This window comes from Paenibacillus sp. YAE3 (assembly GCF_057546105.1).
The window spans coordinates 503,220-519,711 of record NZ_BAAIYF010000003.1 but is presented as its reverse complement, the minus strand read 5'-3'; the positions used below and the strand labels follow the sequence as shown (position 1 = coordinate 519,711).

General features: G+C 54.3%; 14 protein-coding genes. 7 read left to right on the top strand and 7 right to left on the bottom strand.

All coding sequences use genetic code 11. The features are described 5' to 3' along the window. Positions 1 to 164: 164 nt before the first annotated feature. Positions 165 to 758, bottom strand: coding sequence for a DUF2087 domain-containing protein (locus AC27KL_RS08450; RefSeq protein WP_339321253.1), 594 nt, complete (start codon positions 756 to 758; stop codon positions 165 to 167). A 233-nt stretch (positions 759 to 991) separates the two neighbouring features. On the opposite strand from AC27KL_RS08450, the gene AC27KL_RS08445 reads away from it, so the two are divergent. After that, positions 992 to 1,972, top strand: coding sequence for a YpdA family putative bacillithiol disulfide reductase (locus tag AC27KL_RS08445; RefSeq protein ID WP_036707093.1), 981 nt, complete (start codon positions 992 to 994; stop codon positions 1,970 to 1,972). 175 nt (positions 1,973 to 2,147) lie between these two features. Beyond that, complete coding sequence (locus AC27KL_RS08440; protein WP_036707089.1) at positions 2,148 to 2,591, top strand: DUF441 domain-containing protein; 444 nt, start codon at positions 2,148 to 2,150, stop codon at positions 2,589 to 2,591. A gap of 257 nt (positions 2,592 to 2,848) precedes the next feature. Here the strand turns inward: AC27KL_RS08440 and AC27KL_RS08435 are convergent, their stop codons facing one another. Further along, positions 2,849 to 4,597, bottom strand: a complete 1,749-nt coding sequence (locus tag AC27KL_RS08435; RefSeq protein WP_487169405.1) for an ABC transporter ATP-binding protein — start codon at positions 4,595 to 4,597, stop codon at positions 2,849 to 2,851. Between the two features lie 207 nt (positions 4,598 to 4,804). Between AC27KL_RS08435 and AC27KL_RS08430 the strand changes: the two genes are divergently transcribed. Continuing rightward, complete coding sequence (locus AC27KL_RS08430; protein WP_212949024.1) at positions 4,805 to 5,320, top strand: ADP-heptose synthase; 516 nt, start codon at positions 4,805 to 4,807, stop codon at positions 5,318 to 5,320. Between the two features lie 78 nt (positions 5,321 to 5,398). Here AC27KL_RS08430 and AC27KL_RS08425 read toward each other — a convergent pair whose 3' ends face one another. Continuing rightward, positions 5,399 to 5,839 (bottom strand): NUDIX domain-containing protein, encoded by a 441-nt coding sequence (locus AC27KL_RS08425; protein ID WP_036707081.1) that lies wholly within the window; start codon positions 5,837 to 5,839, stop codon positions 5,399 to 5,401. 35 nt (positions 5,840 to 5,874) lie between these two features. Beyond that, positions 5,875 to 6,195 carry a HesB/YadR/YfhF family protein gene (locus AC27KL_RS08420; protein ID WP_036707077.1) on the bottom strand — a complete coding sequence of 107 codons (321 nt, stop codon included), beginning with the start codon at positions 6,193 to 6,195 and terminating at the stop codon, positions 5,875 to 5,877. 521 nt (positions 6,196 to 6,716) lie between these two features. Between AC27KL_RS08420 and AC27KL_RS08415 the strand changes: the two genes are divergently transcribed. Both AC27KL_RS08415 and AC27KL_RS08410 read left to right on the top strand, forming a co-directional pair. Then, complete coding sequence (locus AC27KL_RS08415) at positions 6,717 to 8,486, top strand: ABC transporter ATP-binding protein (RefSeq protein ID WP_212949022.1); 1,770 nt, start codon at positions 6,717 to 6,719, stop codon at positions 8,484 to 8,486. Next, positions 8,476 to 10,536, top strand: coding sequence for an ABC transporter ATP-binding protein (locus AC27KL_RS08410; protein WP_487169404.1), 2,061 nt, complete (start codon positions 8,476 to 8,478; stop codon positions 10,534 to 10,536). Before AC27KL_RS08415 ends, AC27KL_RS08410 begins: the two co-directional genes overlap by 11 nt. Positions 10,537 to 10,654: 118 nt before the next feature. Here the strand turns inward: AC27KL_RS08410 and AC27KL_RS08405 are convergent, their stop codons facing one another. Both AC27KL_RS08405 and AC27KL_RS08400 read right to left on the bottom strand, forming a co-directional pair. After that, entirely contained in the window at positions 10,655 to 11,299 is a 645-nt protein-coding gene (locus tag AC27KL_RS08405; RefSeq protein WP_487169403.1) for an NAD(P)-dependent oxidoreductase, read from the bottom strand. A gap of 115 nt (positions 11,300 to 11,414) precedes the next feature. Beyond that, entirely contained in the window at positions 11,415 to 12,257 is an 843-nt protein-coding gene (locus tag AC27KL_RS08400) for a helix-turn-helix transcriptional regulator (RefSeq protein ID WP_340998327.1), read from the bottom strand. A gap of 182 nt (positions 12,258 to 12,439) precedes the next feature. On the opposite strand from AC27KL_RS08400, the gene AC27KL_RS08395 reads away from it, so the two are divergent. Continuing rightward, positions 12,440 to 13,429: a Gfo/Idh/MocA family protein gene (locus tag AC27KL_RS08395; RefSeq protein WP_036707071.1), complete on the top strand. Its 990-nt coding sequence runs from the start codon at positions 12,440 to 12,442 to the stop codon at positions 13,427 to 13,429. Between the two features lie 119 nt (positions 13,430 to 13,548). Further along, on the top strand, positions 13,549 to 14,490 hold the full coding sequence (locus AC27KL_RS08390) for an aldo/keto reductase (protein WP_212949015.1): 942 nt from the start codon (positions 13,549 to 13,551) through the stop codon (positions 14,488 to 14,490). Between the two features lie 162 nt (positions 14,491 to 14,652). Here AC27KL_RS08390 and AC27KL_RS08385 read toward each other — a convergent pair whose 3' ends face one another. After that, positions 14,653 to 16,491 (bottom strand): cache domain-containing sensor histidine kinase, encoded by a 1,839-nt coding sequence (locus tag AC27KL_RS08385; protein WP_487169402.1) that lies wholly within the window; start codon positions 16,489 to 16,491, stop codon positions 14,653 to 14,655. Position 16,492: the final 1 nt, after the last annotated feature.

Below are 16,492 nucleotides of genomic sequence, written 5' to 3'. Positions count from 1 at the left end.
ATCAGAACACGGGAATCTTCTTAAGCCGATGAAAGGAGACCGATATGCTTGTCGAACGAATGGCGTTTGCGGCAATGGATGTGTTGTTTTTCATGATTTATCGTCTCCTTTCCTGTCATATGCTGCCATCATAACCAGCAGATGAAGCCGTTGTCAAGCCCTTTTTATTTGACGTCCTCCCAACGGGTCCAAAGCTCGCGCGGATTCAGCTCGTAAATTCCGTCTTCGCGGTACATGAACTGGTGCATGATGAATTCCCGGCGGATGGTCGCATAATCCTCGTGGAACTGTTTGATGAACTCGTTGATTTCCTTTTCCGTGTATTTTCGGCCCGGTTCCAGCCGCTCCACCACATGCTCCAGCGCAATCAGCTTTTTCTTGTACTGGGCCGGTATCGAACGCAAGCGTCCGTCTTTGGCGAAAAAGTTGCGGATCACCGCGCTTTTCATTTGCTCATTTGCGGTCGTGGTCATTTCTTTCCCTCCTTCCCTCAAGATCAATTCAAGCGATGCCTGCGCGTGCTGCTGGATAAAATAACGGTTTTGGGCAAAATAAACCGTATTCTTCTCGCGGCGTTCCGTAATGAGCGCCGCCTCCCTGAGCTTCGCGGCGTGATGAGTCACCGTCGGCTGGGAAATGTTCAGTTTTTCGGCCAGCGCCTGGCCGTTCATCTCGCCTTCGGAGAGCAGCAGCAGGATTCGAAGCCGGGTCGGGTCGGCCAAAGCCTTATGGTAATTGACGATTTTCTCGAGCTGCATATTTGTCATCCTTTCTTTAGAGTTATGGACGCGAACGATGGATATACGAATCATTTAAAACTCAACTAATTTTATGATTATCTAATTTGATCTTAAGCTAATTATATCTTTGTCTAAATAAATTTGTCAACCTGTTTTCGCCCATTTAATCCCGGGTATGCTGCTGGTTTTTGTCAGTCAATTGCGTTACGATGGTATGTGAATTGTTTTAGTCAGAGGAGGAACCAAACGTCATGCAAGATGTCATTATTATCGGAGCCGGCCCCTGCGGATTATCCGCAGCCATCGAGTGTCAACGCAGGGGGCTTTCCACGCGGATCATCGAAAAGCACTGCATCGTGCATTCCATATTTTTATACCCGACCCATATGCAATTTTTCAGCACGGCCGAGCTGCTGGAGATCGGCGATGTTCCGTTTCCTTCGTCCAACGAGAAGCCGTACCGGTATGAAGCGCTTGCTTATTACCGCAAGGTCGCCTCGCATTACGGGCTTGAAATTTCGCAATACGAAGAAGCCCTTTCGGTCGAGAAAAAAGCGGACCAAACCTTTGTCGTCCATACGGCGGACCGCACCGGAAAGCATCACCGCTACGAAGCGCGAAACGTCGTCATCTCGACCGGTTACTTCGACCATCCCAACTACATCGGCATTCCGGGGGAAGAGCTGGACAAGGTCACGCATTATTTCCGCGAAGCTCATCCCTACAGCGGCATGAAGGTAGCCATCATCGGAGGCAGCAATTCGGCCGTCGATGCGGCCATGGAACTGATCCGCGTCGGCGCCCGGATCGATATGATCTACCGCGGCGAGACGGTGTCCGAGAACATCAAACCTTGGGTGCGGCCGGTATTCGAAGCGATGGTGGAAAAAGGGAAAATCACCGTGCACGTACAGTCGCACGTCACGGAAATTACCGAGGATTCGGTCGAAATTACGGGCAAAAACGGCGATAAGGTCCGGATCGAAAATGATTTCGTCCTGGCTTTGACCGGATTCCGCCCGGACCGGAAGCTTCTCACCTCCTGCGGCGTGGAGCTTGACGACGACATGGAAAAACCGCGGTACGACCCGGAAACGATGGAAAGCAACGTACCCGGCCTTTACGTGGCCGGCGTAATCGCCTCGGGGCGGAACGCGAACGAGGTGTTCATTGAAACGGGACGCAAACATGGCGCCCTGATCGCGCAGCATATCATGAAAACCAGAGGATAACGATAAAACATCCGTTTTTGGCGCCCGGCCATGGCCGTTCGGCCGAAAACGGATATTTTTCGCCTGCGGTAAGAATACTGCTGTATAGAAGGCGCCGGTACGCCTTAGGCGTCAGCCGGGCTTCGGGCGTTTTATGTGAAATCATCGAATTCGTTTACAGCGAAGGGGGATCCGGATGGACTTCACGTCATTGATTTTGCTGCTTATGGCGGCTCTGGGCATCATCAGCAGCAATACGCCGATCACCATAGCGATGATCGTGCTGCTGCTGATCCGGGTGCTCCATTTGCATCAGCTGTTTCCTTGGCTTGAGAAATACGGGCTGACGGTCGGCATCATCATCTTGACCATTGGCGTCATGACGCCTCTCGCGAGCGGAAAAATGAGCCTGCAAACGATCGGGGAATCGTTTTTGAACTGGAAATCGCTGCTTGCGATCGCCGTCGGCATGTTGGTTGCCTATCTCGGAGGCCGGGGAGCGACCCTGATGTCGATGAATCCGACGGTCGTCGCCGGGCTTCTGATCGGGACCGTGCTTGGCGTGGCGCTGCTGCGCGGCGTGCCGGTCGGCCCGCTCATCGCGGCCGGGATATTATCGCTTCTGATCGGAAAAACATGATCATCCATTTTCGCAAAAAAAAGAGCCTTGGCTTTCTTCAGCCAAGGCTCTCAGGCTGTCGAGAAACCCCCTGTTTTTTTGCAGGGGGTTTAAAATTGCCTCGTCGGTCACTGAAGTAGGGTTCTCAGAGCGCTTTAAATCGATTTTTATTTTAAAAGATATGATTCCCCATATAAAAAATAGAGTGTCGAAAAGTCCGTTGGACTTTCTCGACACTCTGAGAGCCTTGGCTTTCTTCAGCCAAGGCTCTTTTGCGTTCATACCTCGAGATGCTGCACGTTAAACAGTCGGGCGTAGCTGCCGCCGATCGCCATCAGCTCGGCATGCGTTCCCTGTTCGGTAATCATGCCGTGTTCCATGACCACGATCTGGTCCGCGTGCGTGATCGTCGACAGGCGGTGGGCAACGATCAGCGTCGTCCGGTTCGCGGACAAGGACTGCAGCGCCTGCTGAATCAAATGCTCCGACTCCAAATCCAGCGCCGACGTCGCTTCGTCCAGCACGAGAATGTCCGGGCCTTTCAAAAACACGCGGGCGATGGCGATCCGCTGCTTTTGCCCGCCCGACAGCTTGACGCCCCGTTCCCCGACTTCCGTATCGTAGCCGTCCGGCAAATCCATGATGAAATCATGGGCGTTGGCGCGGATGGCCGCTTCTTTGACTTCTTCGTCCGTAGCGTCTGGATTGCCGACAAGAATGTTGTCCTTCACCGATCCGCTGAACAAAAAGTTGTCCTGAAGCACCATGCCGACCGAACCGCGGACGCTTTCCATCGTCAGTTTTCGTACGTCCTGCCCGTTGATGGACACGCTGCCCTTTTGAATGTCGTAAAATCGCGGGATCAGCGAAATAAGGCTCGATTTCCCCCCGCCGCTCATGCCGACGAAGGCGACGGTTTGTCCGTGGCGAATCTCCAGGTTGACGTCTTTGAGCACCCAATCGCCCTGCTCGTTATATTTGAACCAGACCCCGTCAAACGTAATCGAACGCGCCGGGGCATCCAATTTTTTCGCATCCTCGGCATCGACGATGTCGTACGGCTCGTCCATCAGCTCCATCACCCGCTCCAGCGAAGCGGAAGCTTGGGTAAGCACGGTGGATGAGTTGATCAGCCGTTTGAGGGGCGCGTACAGCTTGTCCAGATAACCGAAAAAGGCGACGAAGGTGCCGATGGTCAAGCTATGGTGGATGACGCGGTAGCCTCCGTAGCCGATGACGAGCAGCGGCGCGATGTCGGTCAACGTATTGATCACGGCAAACGTCAGCGCATTCCAGCGCGTTTGGGCCATCGCTTTATTCAAAAAGTTCCGGTTGATTTCGGTAAACTGCCGATGGTCATGGCGTTCGAGCGTAAAGCTGCGGATTACGGAGATTCCCTGGATCCGTTCATGCAAATAGGCCTGTATGCCGGCCAGTGCCTGCGAGCGGTCTTTGGTCAGCTTTTTGAGCCGCTTGTATAAAATGTTGACCGCGATGCCGTACAGCGGCAAGATCGCAATCGCCACCAGCGTAAGCACCGGATTCAGATAGAACATCGCCCCAAGCACGAACAGCAGCGTGAACATGTCCAGCCAAATATTCATCATGCCGACTTCCACGATGTTTTTCGTTTGTTCGACGTCGTTAATGAACCTGGATATCGCTTCGCCGACCTTCGTGTTTTGGTAATAGCGCAAGGAAAGCCGCTGAAGATGGGCATACAGCTTGTTCCGCATGTCGAACAATACCCTGCTTGTGATGAACTGGGCAAAATACTGCCGCAAATATTCGACGGGTCCGCGCACGACGATAAACAATACCAGAGCGCCGCCCAAAATCAGAAACAGCTGCGTGACCTGCTCCTCCAGCGTCTTTTGGGGATTGAGAAGCAAATCGTCCACGACGTATTTCAAAATCATCGGCAGCGTAAGCGGGATCCCGAATTTGACCATCCCGATGATCAACGTTAAAACAATCCATTTCGTATAAGGTTTGACGAATCGATAATAAGATTTCCAATGATTCAAGTGATTGTACACTCCCCTTTTCAGGCTTGTATGATAGGTTTTTGCGCGGATTCCCTGGGCTGACCGGAAGAGGCGGGCCGTTCACCGGTTGACATTTCCCCTTTACAATGATTATATATCCTTAAGTTGCAAGAAACGTTTTCTTGCGCCCAAATCTATCGAAACCATAGCCCTTGCCGCTGCGGCAGGACCTTCAGGAGGACCCAAATGTCAAGACAATTCGTTACGGAAGCTGTCATGCTGGCGATTTACGGAGAACTGCTGCTGACTCCCGTGCCGGTTGAATATATGGTACCGTATACCAGTTTGCTCGAGCTGTACGAATTCATTTCCAGCGACGAGCCGCTCATGAGCAACAGCGACGACGACAAACACGTGAAAGAAAAAATCAGGGAACTCGTCGATTATCTCGAAGAGCCGTTAAACAAGAAAAAGATCCAAAAAGGGCTCAACGCGCCTTGGGCCAAAAGCTCTTCCATCCTGATCGGCGAAACGGCGCGGATCACCGTGGTCAACGCCATGGATACCGCTCCGTACGGGGAATTTTTCGATCCGGTCGAAACGGAGCTGCTGCTCGTTTCCCAGCGGGAGCAGGTGCCGCTGCTGACGGATCAGCCCGAGCTGATTCACCGCATCATCGACGCCGCGGTACCGGTCACGGTATATGACATCGACGATTTCCAGTTCGCGGTGGAATCCGATCCGTTTTCGCACCATATTTGATCCCCGGCGCCCTTTCGGGCGCGGTCAGCAAGAAACTCCTTTCCGGCCGGAAAGGAGTTTTTTCATGCGCGGCATTCGTTATCCGCGGCAGTGCTCGAGGAGAGTTAAGGTAAGCGCATCGAGGGCCGGCAGCGGCTCTCCGAAAAAACGGAGCGCCTTGTTCACCTCGGCCTTAAAATCAAGCTCGCTTTGAAGCCCGTCGGCTTCGTACAGCGCAATGACCAAAAATTCCTCATCCCCGTTTTTGGCGACCTTTTTGAATTCCGGGCCGGAAAACATTTGCGCCAGCCTGACCTCTTTGGCCGTCAGGGACGTCTCCTCCCACAGCTCCCGGCGGGCCGCATCCTCCAGCGATTCTCCAGGTGTCATGGACCCGAGGGGAAGCCCCCATTCCTCAGCCCCCGCCCGCTGCTGCAACAGCATCTCCCCGGCTTTGTTTCTGACGAGGATCGCTACCTGCACGGTAATTTTGGACGTTTTTTTAATGTATTGGCGGAAATCACGGTCCAAATGAGACAAGCTTCTCCCTCCTTCCGCAAATCCCAATTTGCTGATTACCCGGCGCTTGAAGGCGTACGATCTTGATTCGCTTCGTAAACATAATCAATGTCATCCAGGGATTCCAAGTACCGAACGACCAGATCATAACCTTCCAAATACCAACCGTCCTGCTCTTCTATAAAAAAGGTGATCCCTTCGACCTCTTGCTTGAGCAGCGGACGCTCGGGCCCTTCGACCGAGATGCCCAGCGAAAAGCCGGGATGAAGGCCCCCTCCAGAGCTATAGCGGGGAAAGAAGCGAAGCGCGCTGCCGGGCTGCAGCTCCAGTTCCTTGATGTACCATTTTGCCGCGTCGTTGCTGATTCGAAGTTCCATCTGCTTCATTCCCTTCGTTGTTGTGGCTAGGCAACGTCATTGCCTATCTCCAATATATCATAACTTGAATATGGCGACTTAGGAAAATATAAATTGACAGACGTTCGAGGAGGGTGATAAAATTCTCAGCATACGAGGTCTGAAATTCAATTTATTACCAGAAGGTATGACGGGTACCCGGGCTTCCCGCCCCAGGCGCCGTCAAATCCTGACCGAAGAAAGGGTGGGCGAACGTGTTCAATTTCATCGATCATCAACGGAATCAACCGACAATTGAATACCGTCGCAGCCCAGCTGGTGGAACTGATTGTTGAAATTTGGAAACAGGTTTCAAGGAGCCAACGAATATCAGCCATTCCTCATGCTCGGCTTGCGTCTACCGTCAACCGTACGCATGATAGATGTTTGGATCGCAAAGGCATATCGTCCGTTTACGGGCAGTATGCCTTTTTTTAATGTCCTTGTTCTCCGGCAGTTGACTTACCGGCACAAAGAGAAACGTAGGAAGGGAAGTGAAAGATTTGTTCTCTGTATTAAAGAAACTGGGCTGGTTTTTCCGCCAAGAAAAAAAACGCTACTTAATCGGCCTGTTCATGCTGATCATTTGCGGCATCGGCGAGCTGTTTCCGCCCCGGCTGCTGGGAAGCGCCATCGATGAAATCGTGCGCGGCTCCATCACCTGGGCATCGCTCGCGAAATACATCTCGCTGATCATCGTGACCCTGATCCTGATCTACATCTTCACGTACATATGGATGCACAAGCTGTTTGGGGGCGCCAATCTGGTGGAGCGCATCCTGCGCTCCCGTTACATGAACCAGCTGCTGCGCATGACGCCGCCGTTTTTCGAACGGAACCGTACCGGCGACCTGATGGCCCGGGCGACCAACGACCTGCGCGCCGTCGCCAATACGGCCGGGTTCGGCATGCTCGTCATGACCGACTCGACGGCGTATCTCGCCGTGATCCTGTTTGCCATGGGCTTCCTGATCAGCTGGAAGCTGACGCTCGCCGCCATCCTGCCGCTGCCGTTCATTGCGATTGCGATGAAAATATACGGCAAAGTCATTCATGAACGTTACACGGAAGCCCAAGACGCTTTCGGCGACATGAACGACCAGGTGCTGGAGTCGGTGGCCGGCGTGCGCGTCATCCGTGCTTACGTTCAGGAAAGATCGGACGAACGCCGTTTCCAGGTGATCGCCGATGACGTCTACCGCAAAAATATGCGCGTCGCCAAGCTGGACGCCTTGTTCGAGCCTACCATCCGGCTGTGCGTCGGGCTCAGCTACGTGATCGGGCTTGCTTTCGGCATTTATCTCGTATTCAAAAACCAGATCACCCTCGGCGACCTCGTATCGTTTAATATGTACCTCGGGATGATGATTTGGCCGATGTTCGCCATCGGCGAATTGATTAACATCATGCAGCGGGGAAGCGCGTCGCTGGACCGCGTCGACGAAACGCTGTCGGTCGTTCCCGACGTGCAGGACGTCCCTCAGCCGGTTCGCGTCGATTCGCCGGACACCATTGCGTTCAAGGACGTGACGTTCCGTTATCCCACCTCGACGGTGGATAATCTGAAGCATATCAACCTTTCGATCCGGCGCGGGCAAACGCTCGGCGTCGTCGGGCGGACGGGAAGCGGCAAATCGACGCTGCTGAAGCAGCTCTTGCACGAGTATCCGACCGGAACCGGCGAAATCCTCATCTCGGATACGCCGATCGAGCAAATCGCCAAAGACCAGCTTCACGGCTGGATCGGCTACGTGCCGCAGGAGCAGATCCTGTTCTCCAAATCGGTCCGCGAAAACATCCAATTCGGCAAACATCAGGCGGATGACGGCACCATCATGAACGCCATCGCCACGGCCGCATTCGATAAGGACCTGCACACGCTCTCCGACGGTCTCGACACCCTAGTCGGCGAAAAAGGCGTTTCGCTTTCGGGAGGACAAAAACAGCGCGTATCTTTGGCCCGGGCTTTTATCTCCGACCCGGAAATCCTGATCCTGGACGACGCCCTCTCCGCCGTCGACGCCCGCACGGAAGCGCGCATCGTGGATAACATCCGCGAACATCGCGCCGGAAAAACCACGCTGATTTCGACCCACCGCCTTTCCGCGATCGAACATGCGGATTGGATCATCGTGCTGGACGAAGGACGCATCATCGAAGAAGGAACCCATGCCGAGCTGCTGGAACGCGGCGGGTGGTACCGCGAGCAGTTCGAACGGCAGCAGGTCGAAAACAATCTGACGAACGAGGAGGAAGCATCATATGACTCCTAATCCCGGGACCGGAAGGCGTTTGTTCCAATACGCGCTGACCGCCAAAGGCATTTTCATCGCCGCATTTATCGCCCTTGCCATCGGCGTCGGGGCGGAACTGGCCGGACCTTTCATCGCCAAAAGCATGATCGACGATCATATGCTGGGCATCGAACGTCCCTATTACGAAACGGCGTCGGCCGAGCAAGCGGCCGAATATAAAGGGCATTATTACAAGCGGGGCGACCGCTTCGAGCCGGGCGAAACGAAGGGCGCCGAGGTGCGCCTGCTGCAGTCCGGACGCAGCTTTTATTTCATCAACCAGCCCGTGGCTTCCCCGGAAGGCGAACGAACCTTTGCGGACGGCCTGATGACCATCAAATACGGCGACAAGGTGGCGCAATATCCGGCGGAAAAGCTGTCGGCCGCCGAGCTGTATTCCTTTTACAAGCCTGAAATCCCCGGAATATTGAAGCTGGTGGGCTTGTACTGCGTCTTTTTGGTCATCAGCATCTTTACGGAATTCGGCAAAACGTACTGGCTGCAAGCATCCGCCAACAAGGTCATTCAAAAGCTCAGGAACGACGTTTATGCCCATATGCAGCGTTTGCCGGTCTATTTTTTCGACACGCTGCCTGCCGGCAAAGTCGTCTCCCGGATCACGAACGATACCGAAGCGGTAAAGGACCTGTTCGTGGCCGTGCTCGCCAATTTCAGCTCCGGCGTCATTTATATTACGGGCGTTTACATCGCGCTTTTCCTGCTGGACGTGCGGCTTGGTCTCGTCTGCCTGTTCATCATTCCGCTCCTGATCGCCTGGATCGTGCTGTACCGGAAGCTTGCGACCAAATACAATACGATCATCCGGTCTCGCCTGAGCGAAATCAACGCCATCATCAACGAATCGATCCAAGGGATGTCCATTATCCGCGTCTTCCGCAGACACAAGCAAACCCGCGAGGAATTCGAAGCGTTAAACGACGATTACATGAAACACCAGAACAAAATGCTGAACCTGAACGCTTTTACGTCGCATAACCTGGTGAACGTGCTCCGCAGCTTTTCGTTTGCGGTCATCCTCGCCTACTTCGGATTCGGTTCGCTGTCGGGCGGAACGGCCGTATCGCTGGGCGTCCTCTACGCCTTCGTCGACGTGCTCGGCCGCTTGTTCCAGCCGATTACCGGCATGGTGAACCAGCTCGCGGCGCTCGATTCCTCCATGGTATCCGCCGGGCGGGTCTTCACGCTGATGGATGAGCCGGGCGAGGACGTAACGGACGGCACGATGCCGCGTTACAAAGGCGACGTGGAGTTCAAAAACGTATCGTTTGCCTATAAAAAAGAAAACTACGTGCTGAAAAACATCAGCTTCGAAGCGAAGCAAGGCCAGACGGTTGCGCTCGTGGGCCATACCGGCTCCGGCAAAAGCTCGATCATCAACCTCCTGTTCCGTTTTTACGACCCGCAAAAAGGGACGATTACGATCGACGGCCAGGACGTCAAGGAGTTGCCGAAGCAGTGGATCCGGCATCATATGGGGATCGTGCTCCAGGATCCGTACCTGTTCACGGGTACCATCGCTTCGAACGTCAGCCTCGGGGACGAGAAAATATCGCGCGAGCAAATCGAAAAGGCGCTGCGAGACGTGGGCGCCGAACGGATTCTTGCCCATTTGCCGCAAGGCTTCGACGAGCCGGTGATCGAAAAAGGCAGCACGTTGTCCGCGGGGCAGCGGCAGTTGATCTCTTTTGCGCGCGCGCTTGCCTACGACCCGGCGATCCTTATTCTGGACGAAGCGACGGCCAACATCGATACCGAAACCGAAAGCCTGATCCAATCCGCGCTGGAGGTGCTGAAAAAAGGCCGGACGACGTTCATTATCGCGCACCGCCTGTCAACCATCCGCAGCGCCGATCAGATCCTCGTTCTGCACCGCGGGGAAATCGTCGAACGCGGCACGCATGACGAGCTGATGCTGCTTGGCGGCCGATATTATCAAATGTATCAGCTGCAGCAGGGGGCTTCGGGAGGCGCCGTCGAGGCACAGCCCGCAACCATTTCTCCGGCTTAACGGATGGAAGTCCGTTAGTTCTTACCGACCATCGTCTGCTTAGAATGTGACTCTATCCTACGGCAGCCCGTTCTTTTTGAACGGGCTGCCGTTTTATTGATGGATTGCCATTTGGCTGTTAATAGGTCACTTCCACGATGCCGCGAATGGAGTTGGGATGATGTACCTGCTCGATCATGCACGATGCCAAATCTCCACGCGTAAGTCCTTGGAGTCCCTTGGGCTTTTTCATGGGTTCGTTTACGGCCACTCTGTAATGTCCCCTCGGGGGACCATCCACTAATCTTGGCGGTCGAATAATGGTCCAATCCAGCCCTGAGTTTTTGATCTCGTGCTCCATGCGAGCCATGTCCTCATACAGATTTTTAAACAAACGCATCACGATTTGTTCCGTAATGATGCGGGATAACAACGGCGTTTCCGGAGGAAGGGCGAGCGTAGACGCCGACAAACAAACGATCCGCTTTGTTCCAGCATGACGCATCGCGTTCATGATATTACGGGTTCCTTCGGAATACACGTTTGACGGTTTGCGGTGATTTACCCCCAGCGCGGATAGAACAACGTCCGCTCCTTCCATCGGTTTCAGCAAAGACGACGGATTCAAAACATCTCCTTGAACGATATGCAGCTTTTTGCCGTTCTCCGTAAACCGGGAAGGCTCCCGCACAACCGCCGTCACTTGATAGTCCAGATCCAGCAGCTGCTTGACGACTTGCAATCCCGTACCGCCTGTTGCGCCAAAGACGATCGCTTTCATCATGGTTTCCCTCCATATTCTCTTATCATGATTCCCAGCCATGGCAAACGAGCTATCGGTCTTCTTGACGAACGACGGCCGGTCATAATCCATGAATTGATGGTTCGCTTGCCCCGCTTCATGACAACACCCCGTACAACCGCCGATACGCCGTCGGGGTCATGCCCTCATGCTCCATAAACCGTTTGTTGAAGTAACTGACGCTCGGATACCCGGCATCTTTGGCGATTTGGCCGATCGTCGTCTCCTTCCTCTCCAGCAGCCACTGTTTGGCCATCTGCAGCCGGCATCTCGTCACGAATTCCATCGGAGTCATTTCCGTGACGCTGCGGAACAGCTTGCAGAAATAATAGCTGCTGACGCCAAGCCTCCCCGCCCATTCCTCCAGGATAAACGGCTGCGCGGCCTCCTGCTGCATGACGGGCAGCAATTCCAGGATCCGGTTGCCCGACGTTTTCGAATTGCCCCGGGTTAATGCGGCCGCATGCGCGATAAATTCGGTCAGCAGCGCATACGTCAGCGTGGATAGATGGGAAGAATGCAGCATCCGGTAGGTTTCGGCTTCATGAAGCAGCGCCTCGTGGGCCTGCTCGAACGCTTGCCGGTTGCGGACGGTCCACAACGGACTCTCATGAAAACCTCTGCCGATCAAATATTCCTGGAGTCCCGTCCCGTAAAAATGGATCCAGCGCACGTCCCACGGCTCCTCCTTGCTGCTGTAATACCGCTGGCGCTGCATCGGGAAATAGAGCACGGCCTCCCCCGGCCCCAGCTCGTGGGTCTCCCCGTCGATCTCAACGTACCCTTTGCCTGCGGCGACGTAATGGATATTAAAATTGTTTAACGCCCCCGCCTCCCGAAAAACGCTGTGTTCCGGTTCTTGCCGGTAATGGCCCACCGATTCCGGAAAGCAAAAAAACGGCATGTCGGGCAGCGTCAGCAGGTGAATTTGCCTTTGCACGGTCTCATCTCCATAAATGACAATATATTTATAATCGATTGCAAAATCGTATTATATTAATTTTAAATTCGCTATTTTATAATGGCAATATCATATTATAAAGCCTTCAACCGCAAATCAGGTAAACCGTTTTCATCGCCGTTTGCGGGGCTTTCCGAACCATAAAGGAGTTGATGATCCCGATGAGTCCGAAAACATTAAAATGGGGGATTCTCGGCTGTGCCGGCATTGCCAAACGTTCCGTCATACCGGGCGTGCAAGAGTCCGAACTGAACGAGGTGCATGCCATCGCAAGCCGCGATCTCGATAAAGCCAAACAAACGGCGGAACAACTAAACATCCCGGTGGCCTACGGAAGTTATGAGGAGCTGCTCGAAGACCCTTCCATCGATGTCGTTTACATACCGCTGCCGAACCATCTTCACAAAGAATGGACGATCCGCGCGGCTGAGGCCGGCAAACACATTTTATGCGAAAAACCGCTGGCCCTGACCGAAGCCGAAGCCGTGGAAATGGCGGAAGCGGCGGCAGCCGCCGGCGTATACTTGTCGGAAGCGTTTATGTACCGTTACCATCCCCGCTACGATATGATCCGGGATTTGATCTCTTCCGGGGCGATCGGCGACATCCGCGGAATCCGCGGCGCGTTTACGTTCAATAACGCGGGCGACAAGGGCAACGTCCGTTACAAAAAGGAATGGGGCGGCGGGTCGATTTACGACGTCGGCTGCTATCCGATCCATGCGGCCCGGATGCTCCTCGGCAAAGAACCGGTCGCGGCAACGGTAAACGCCTTTTTCTCCGCGGAGCATGATGACGTCGACATGATGGCTTCGGGGCTTCTGGAGTTCGAAGGATCGGTAGCCCTGACGTTTGATTGCGGCATGTGGGCGGCTTTCCGGAATCCGCTCGAGATTTTGGGAACCGAAGGCATCATCGAGCTCCCTTCCGCTTTCGTCGGAAGCGACAACTTTTTCTTGACGGCGCTCGGGGAGCGCAAAGAAATCGAAGTGCCGAAGGTGAACGCCTATGCGCTCCAGGCCGACCACTTGGCGACTGCCATCATTCACCGGCGCCCCCTCCGCTTCGAGCCGGAAGATGCCATCCGGAATATGCGGGTTATCGATGCCTGCCTGCGGTCGGCAAGGGAGCATGTCCGGGTCGAACTGTGATTGCCGGCCACGTTATCTAGAAGACCAACTGCTGCAACAGGAATTCGTTGTCTTGGATATTTCCGTCTAGGGATATAAGGGTGAAATCATCATACAATCCTTCAGGGAGGTCACTTGCCATGGAATACATTTCGGTGCAAGGCTTGGATAAAAAAGTTTCGCGGCTGATGAAAGGTTCGGACTACTTTTATCACGAAAATTACGAAAAGGCGGCGGCCAACATGGACGCCTTCTTCGCCGCCGGAGGCAATTCCGTCGATTCGGCGCATATTTATTGCGGGGGACAAAGCGAAGAAGTGATCGGGCGGTATTTGAAGGAAAGAAACAACCGGGACGAGTGGGTCATTTTGACGAAAGGCGCGCATCACGACCAGCACGGACCCCGCGTCAGCCGGGAGGCGATCAAACATGACCTCACCGCCAGCTTGTCGCGCCTGCAAACCGACTATATCGACATGTATGCCCTGCACCGGGACGATCCGAACGTGCCTGCGGGCGAAGTCATCGAAATCTTGAACGAATACGTCAAAAACGGGACCGTACGCGCCATCGGCGTGTCCAACTGGACATGGGAGCGGATCCGCGACGCCAACGCTTATGCGGCGGAAAAGGGGTTGACCGGCTTCTCCTTCAGCAGCCCGAACCTGAGCCTCGCGAAAGCGAACGAACCGTTTTGGCCCGGCTGCGTATCGGCGGACGAAGAAACCTGCCAATGGCATGAAGCGGAGCAGTTTCCTTTGTTCTCCTGGTCTTCCCAGGCCAGAGGTTTCTTTACGGGAAGGTTCACGCCCGAAAACCGCGATAACGCCGACCTGGTCCGGGTCTTTTACAGCGATGCCAACTGGGAGCGGCTGGAGCGCGCCAAACGGCTTGCCGCGGAGAAAAACGCCACTCCGATCCAGATCGCGCTTGCGTACGTGCTGAACCAGCCTTTCCCGACCTGCGCGCTGATCGGCGCCCAATCCGAAGAAGAGCTGCGTTCCTGCGACGAAGGTTCCCGCATCAAGCTGACGCGCGAGGAGCTCGCCTGGCTGGATCTTTCTTCGGACGATAGGGGATAATCCCGCATTCCGGAAGCTTGGCAGCAAGCACGCTGGGTCGTTCATGATCAAGCGGCCGCGGTGGCGCGATCCCGCTTTCACGCAGCCCGGGTTAACCTGGCCTTGCGCCACGCCAAAAAGCCCCCGCCTGCCGAAATTTTTCGGCTAACGCGGGGGCTTCCTTTATCCCGTCCATTTCGAATCCAGCGTTTCCTTCCCCTGGTAGGCCGTGCGCTCCAGCGGAATGCGAATATGGACGGTCGTGCCGATGCCCGGGGTGCTGTACAGCTGTACGCCGTAATCTTTGCCGAAATACAGCTTGATCCGTTCGTTTACGTTGCGGATTCCGTATCCTCTTCCCCTTCCGTGGCTTCCCGGCGCACCGGGTGCGTTCATCGCGGAGACGACCTGCTTCAGCATCTCCCTGGGCATGCCGCTGCCGTCATCCATGATTTCGAATACAATCGAATCCGTCTCTTCCTCCATCCGGCCGCTCACGCGGATATAAATGTGGTCTCCGCGCCAGGCGTGCTGCAGCGCGTTTTCCAAAAACGGCTGCAGGATCAGCTTGACCGTCATATAATTGACGATTCTAGGCTCGATGTCAAACTCCACTTCCATGCGTTCCCCGTATTTTACCTGTTGGATGTCCAAATACGCCTGCGTTTGCTCCAGCTCCTTATGAATGGCGATGATCGTCTGCCCGTCGTTTAACGATAGCCTGTAGAATTTCGCCAAGTTCATCACCATCTGATGCTGCTTGTCCACCTGTCCGAATTTGGCCAGCCGGCTGATCGAAGAAAGCGTATTGTACAAAAAATGCGGATTGATTTGAGCCTGCAGCGTCTCAAGCTCCGCCTGCTTTTTTTTCAGGTTGGTCAGGTAGACCTCCTGAATCAGCCGTTCCGTCTGCTCTCCCAGCCTGTTCAGCGAGGCGGCGATCATCGTAAATTCGTCGTTGCCTTTATAATGAAAGCGCTTATGAAAATCCCCCTGCTGAAACAGGTTTAAAATGGACACGACTTTGGACACCCGTTTGGAAAAAAAGCGGGAGACGCCCAGAGCGAAAAGGAGCACCACGACGAAACTTGCCAAACAGATGACGATCGTGAGCAAATTGATTTTCCGGGTCTCCTGCTGAATGATCGTGTCGGGGACTAGCGCCGTCATTTTCCAGTTCAGCTTGGGCAGGCTTTCGCTAAGCACCGTAAACCTGGATACGTCCATCAACTCGTAATCGGAATGCATGTCGGGGACGTTTTCGCCCGAACCGTAAATGATGCGGTTGTTTTCGTCGAGAATAAGCAGCATGCTGCCGCTCCCGAATTTGTTGATGTCCACGCTCTGGAAAATTTCCGAAAGGTACACGCTGATCCGCATGAAACCGATCGTCTCCAGATCCAGCGGATTGCGCGTATCCACGAGCCGCCGCAGCAGGCTGATCCGGCCGAACCTGCCGTCGTCTTCGACTTGCTGCCATACGACCGTTTTGCCGTAATCCTCCTTCGGAAACTCCGCATACCAGGGTTTGTCCATGATCCGGCGCAGATGAAACAAATCCCAATGTTTCCCTTTGGCGAGCGGATCGGCGGCGGACAGGTCGTTGTTGTAGATTTCCGGCAGCGTCTCGTTTTTCAAATAAATGCTCATCCATATTTTGCGGTTGGTCGAATCCACGGTCTGGCGGAATTTCGGAATCAGCAGTTTGGTCGTCGTTTGGTAGCTGACCCACCCTTCCTCGTAGCTCATAATCTCCAGCGGCAAGCTTTCGTCGAAATACAGCGTATCGGACAACCGCTGGGTGTCCTCCAGCTTGTAATTGATGTTGTCGCGGATCTGCGCCATCGTGCCGGTTAAGTTGGTATTCATCTGTTTGCCGTAAAGGTCGACCAGGATGGTATTGGCAATATACCCGAAAATAAAGATGGGGACGATGATCAGAATCATATAAGAGAAAAACAGCTTCATGCCGAAGGGCATGAACATGCGTTGCTTGGAATCCAACCGGTTTTGGTTTTTCATA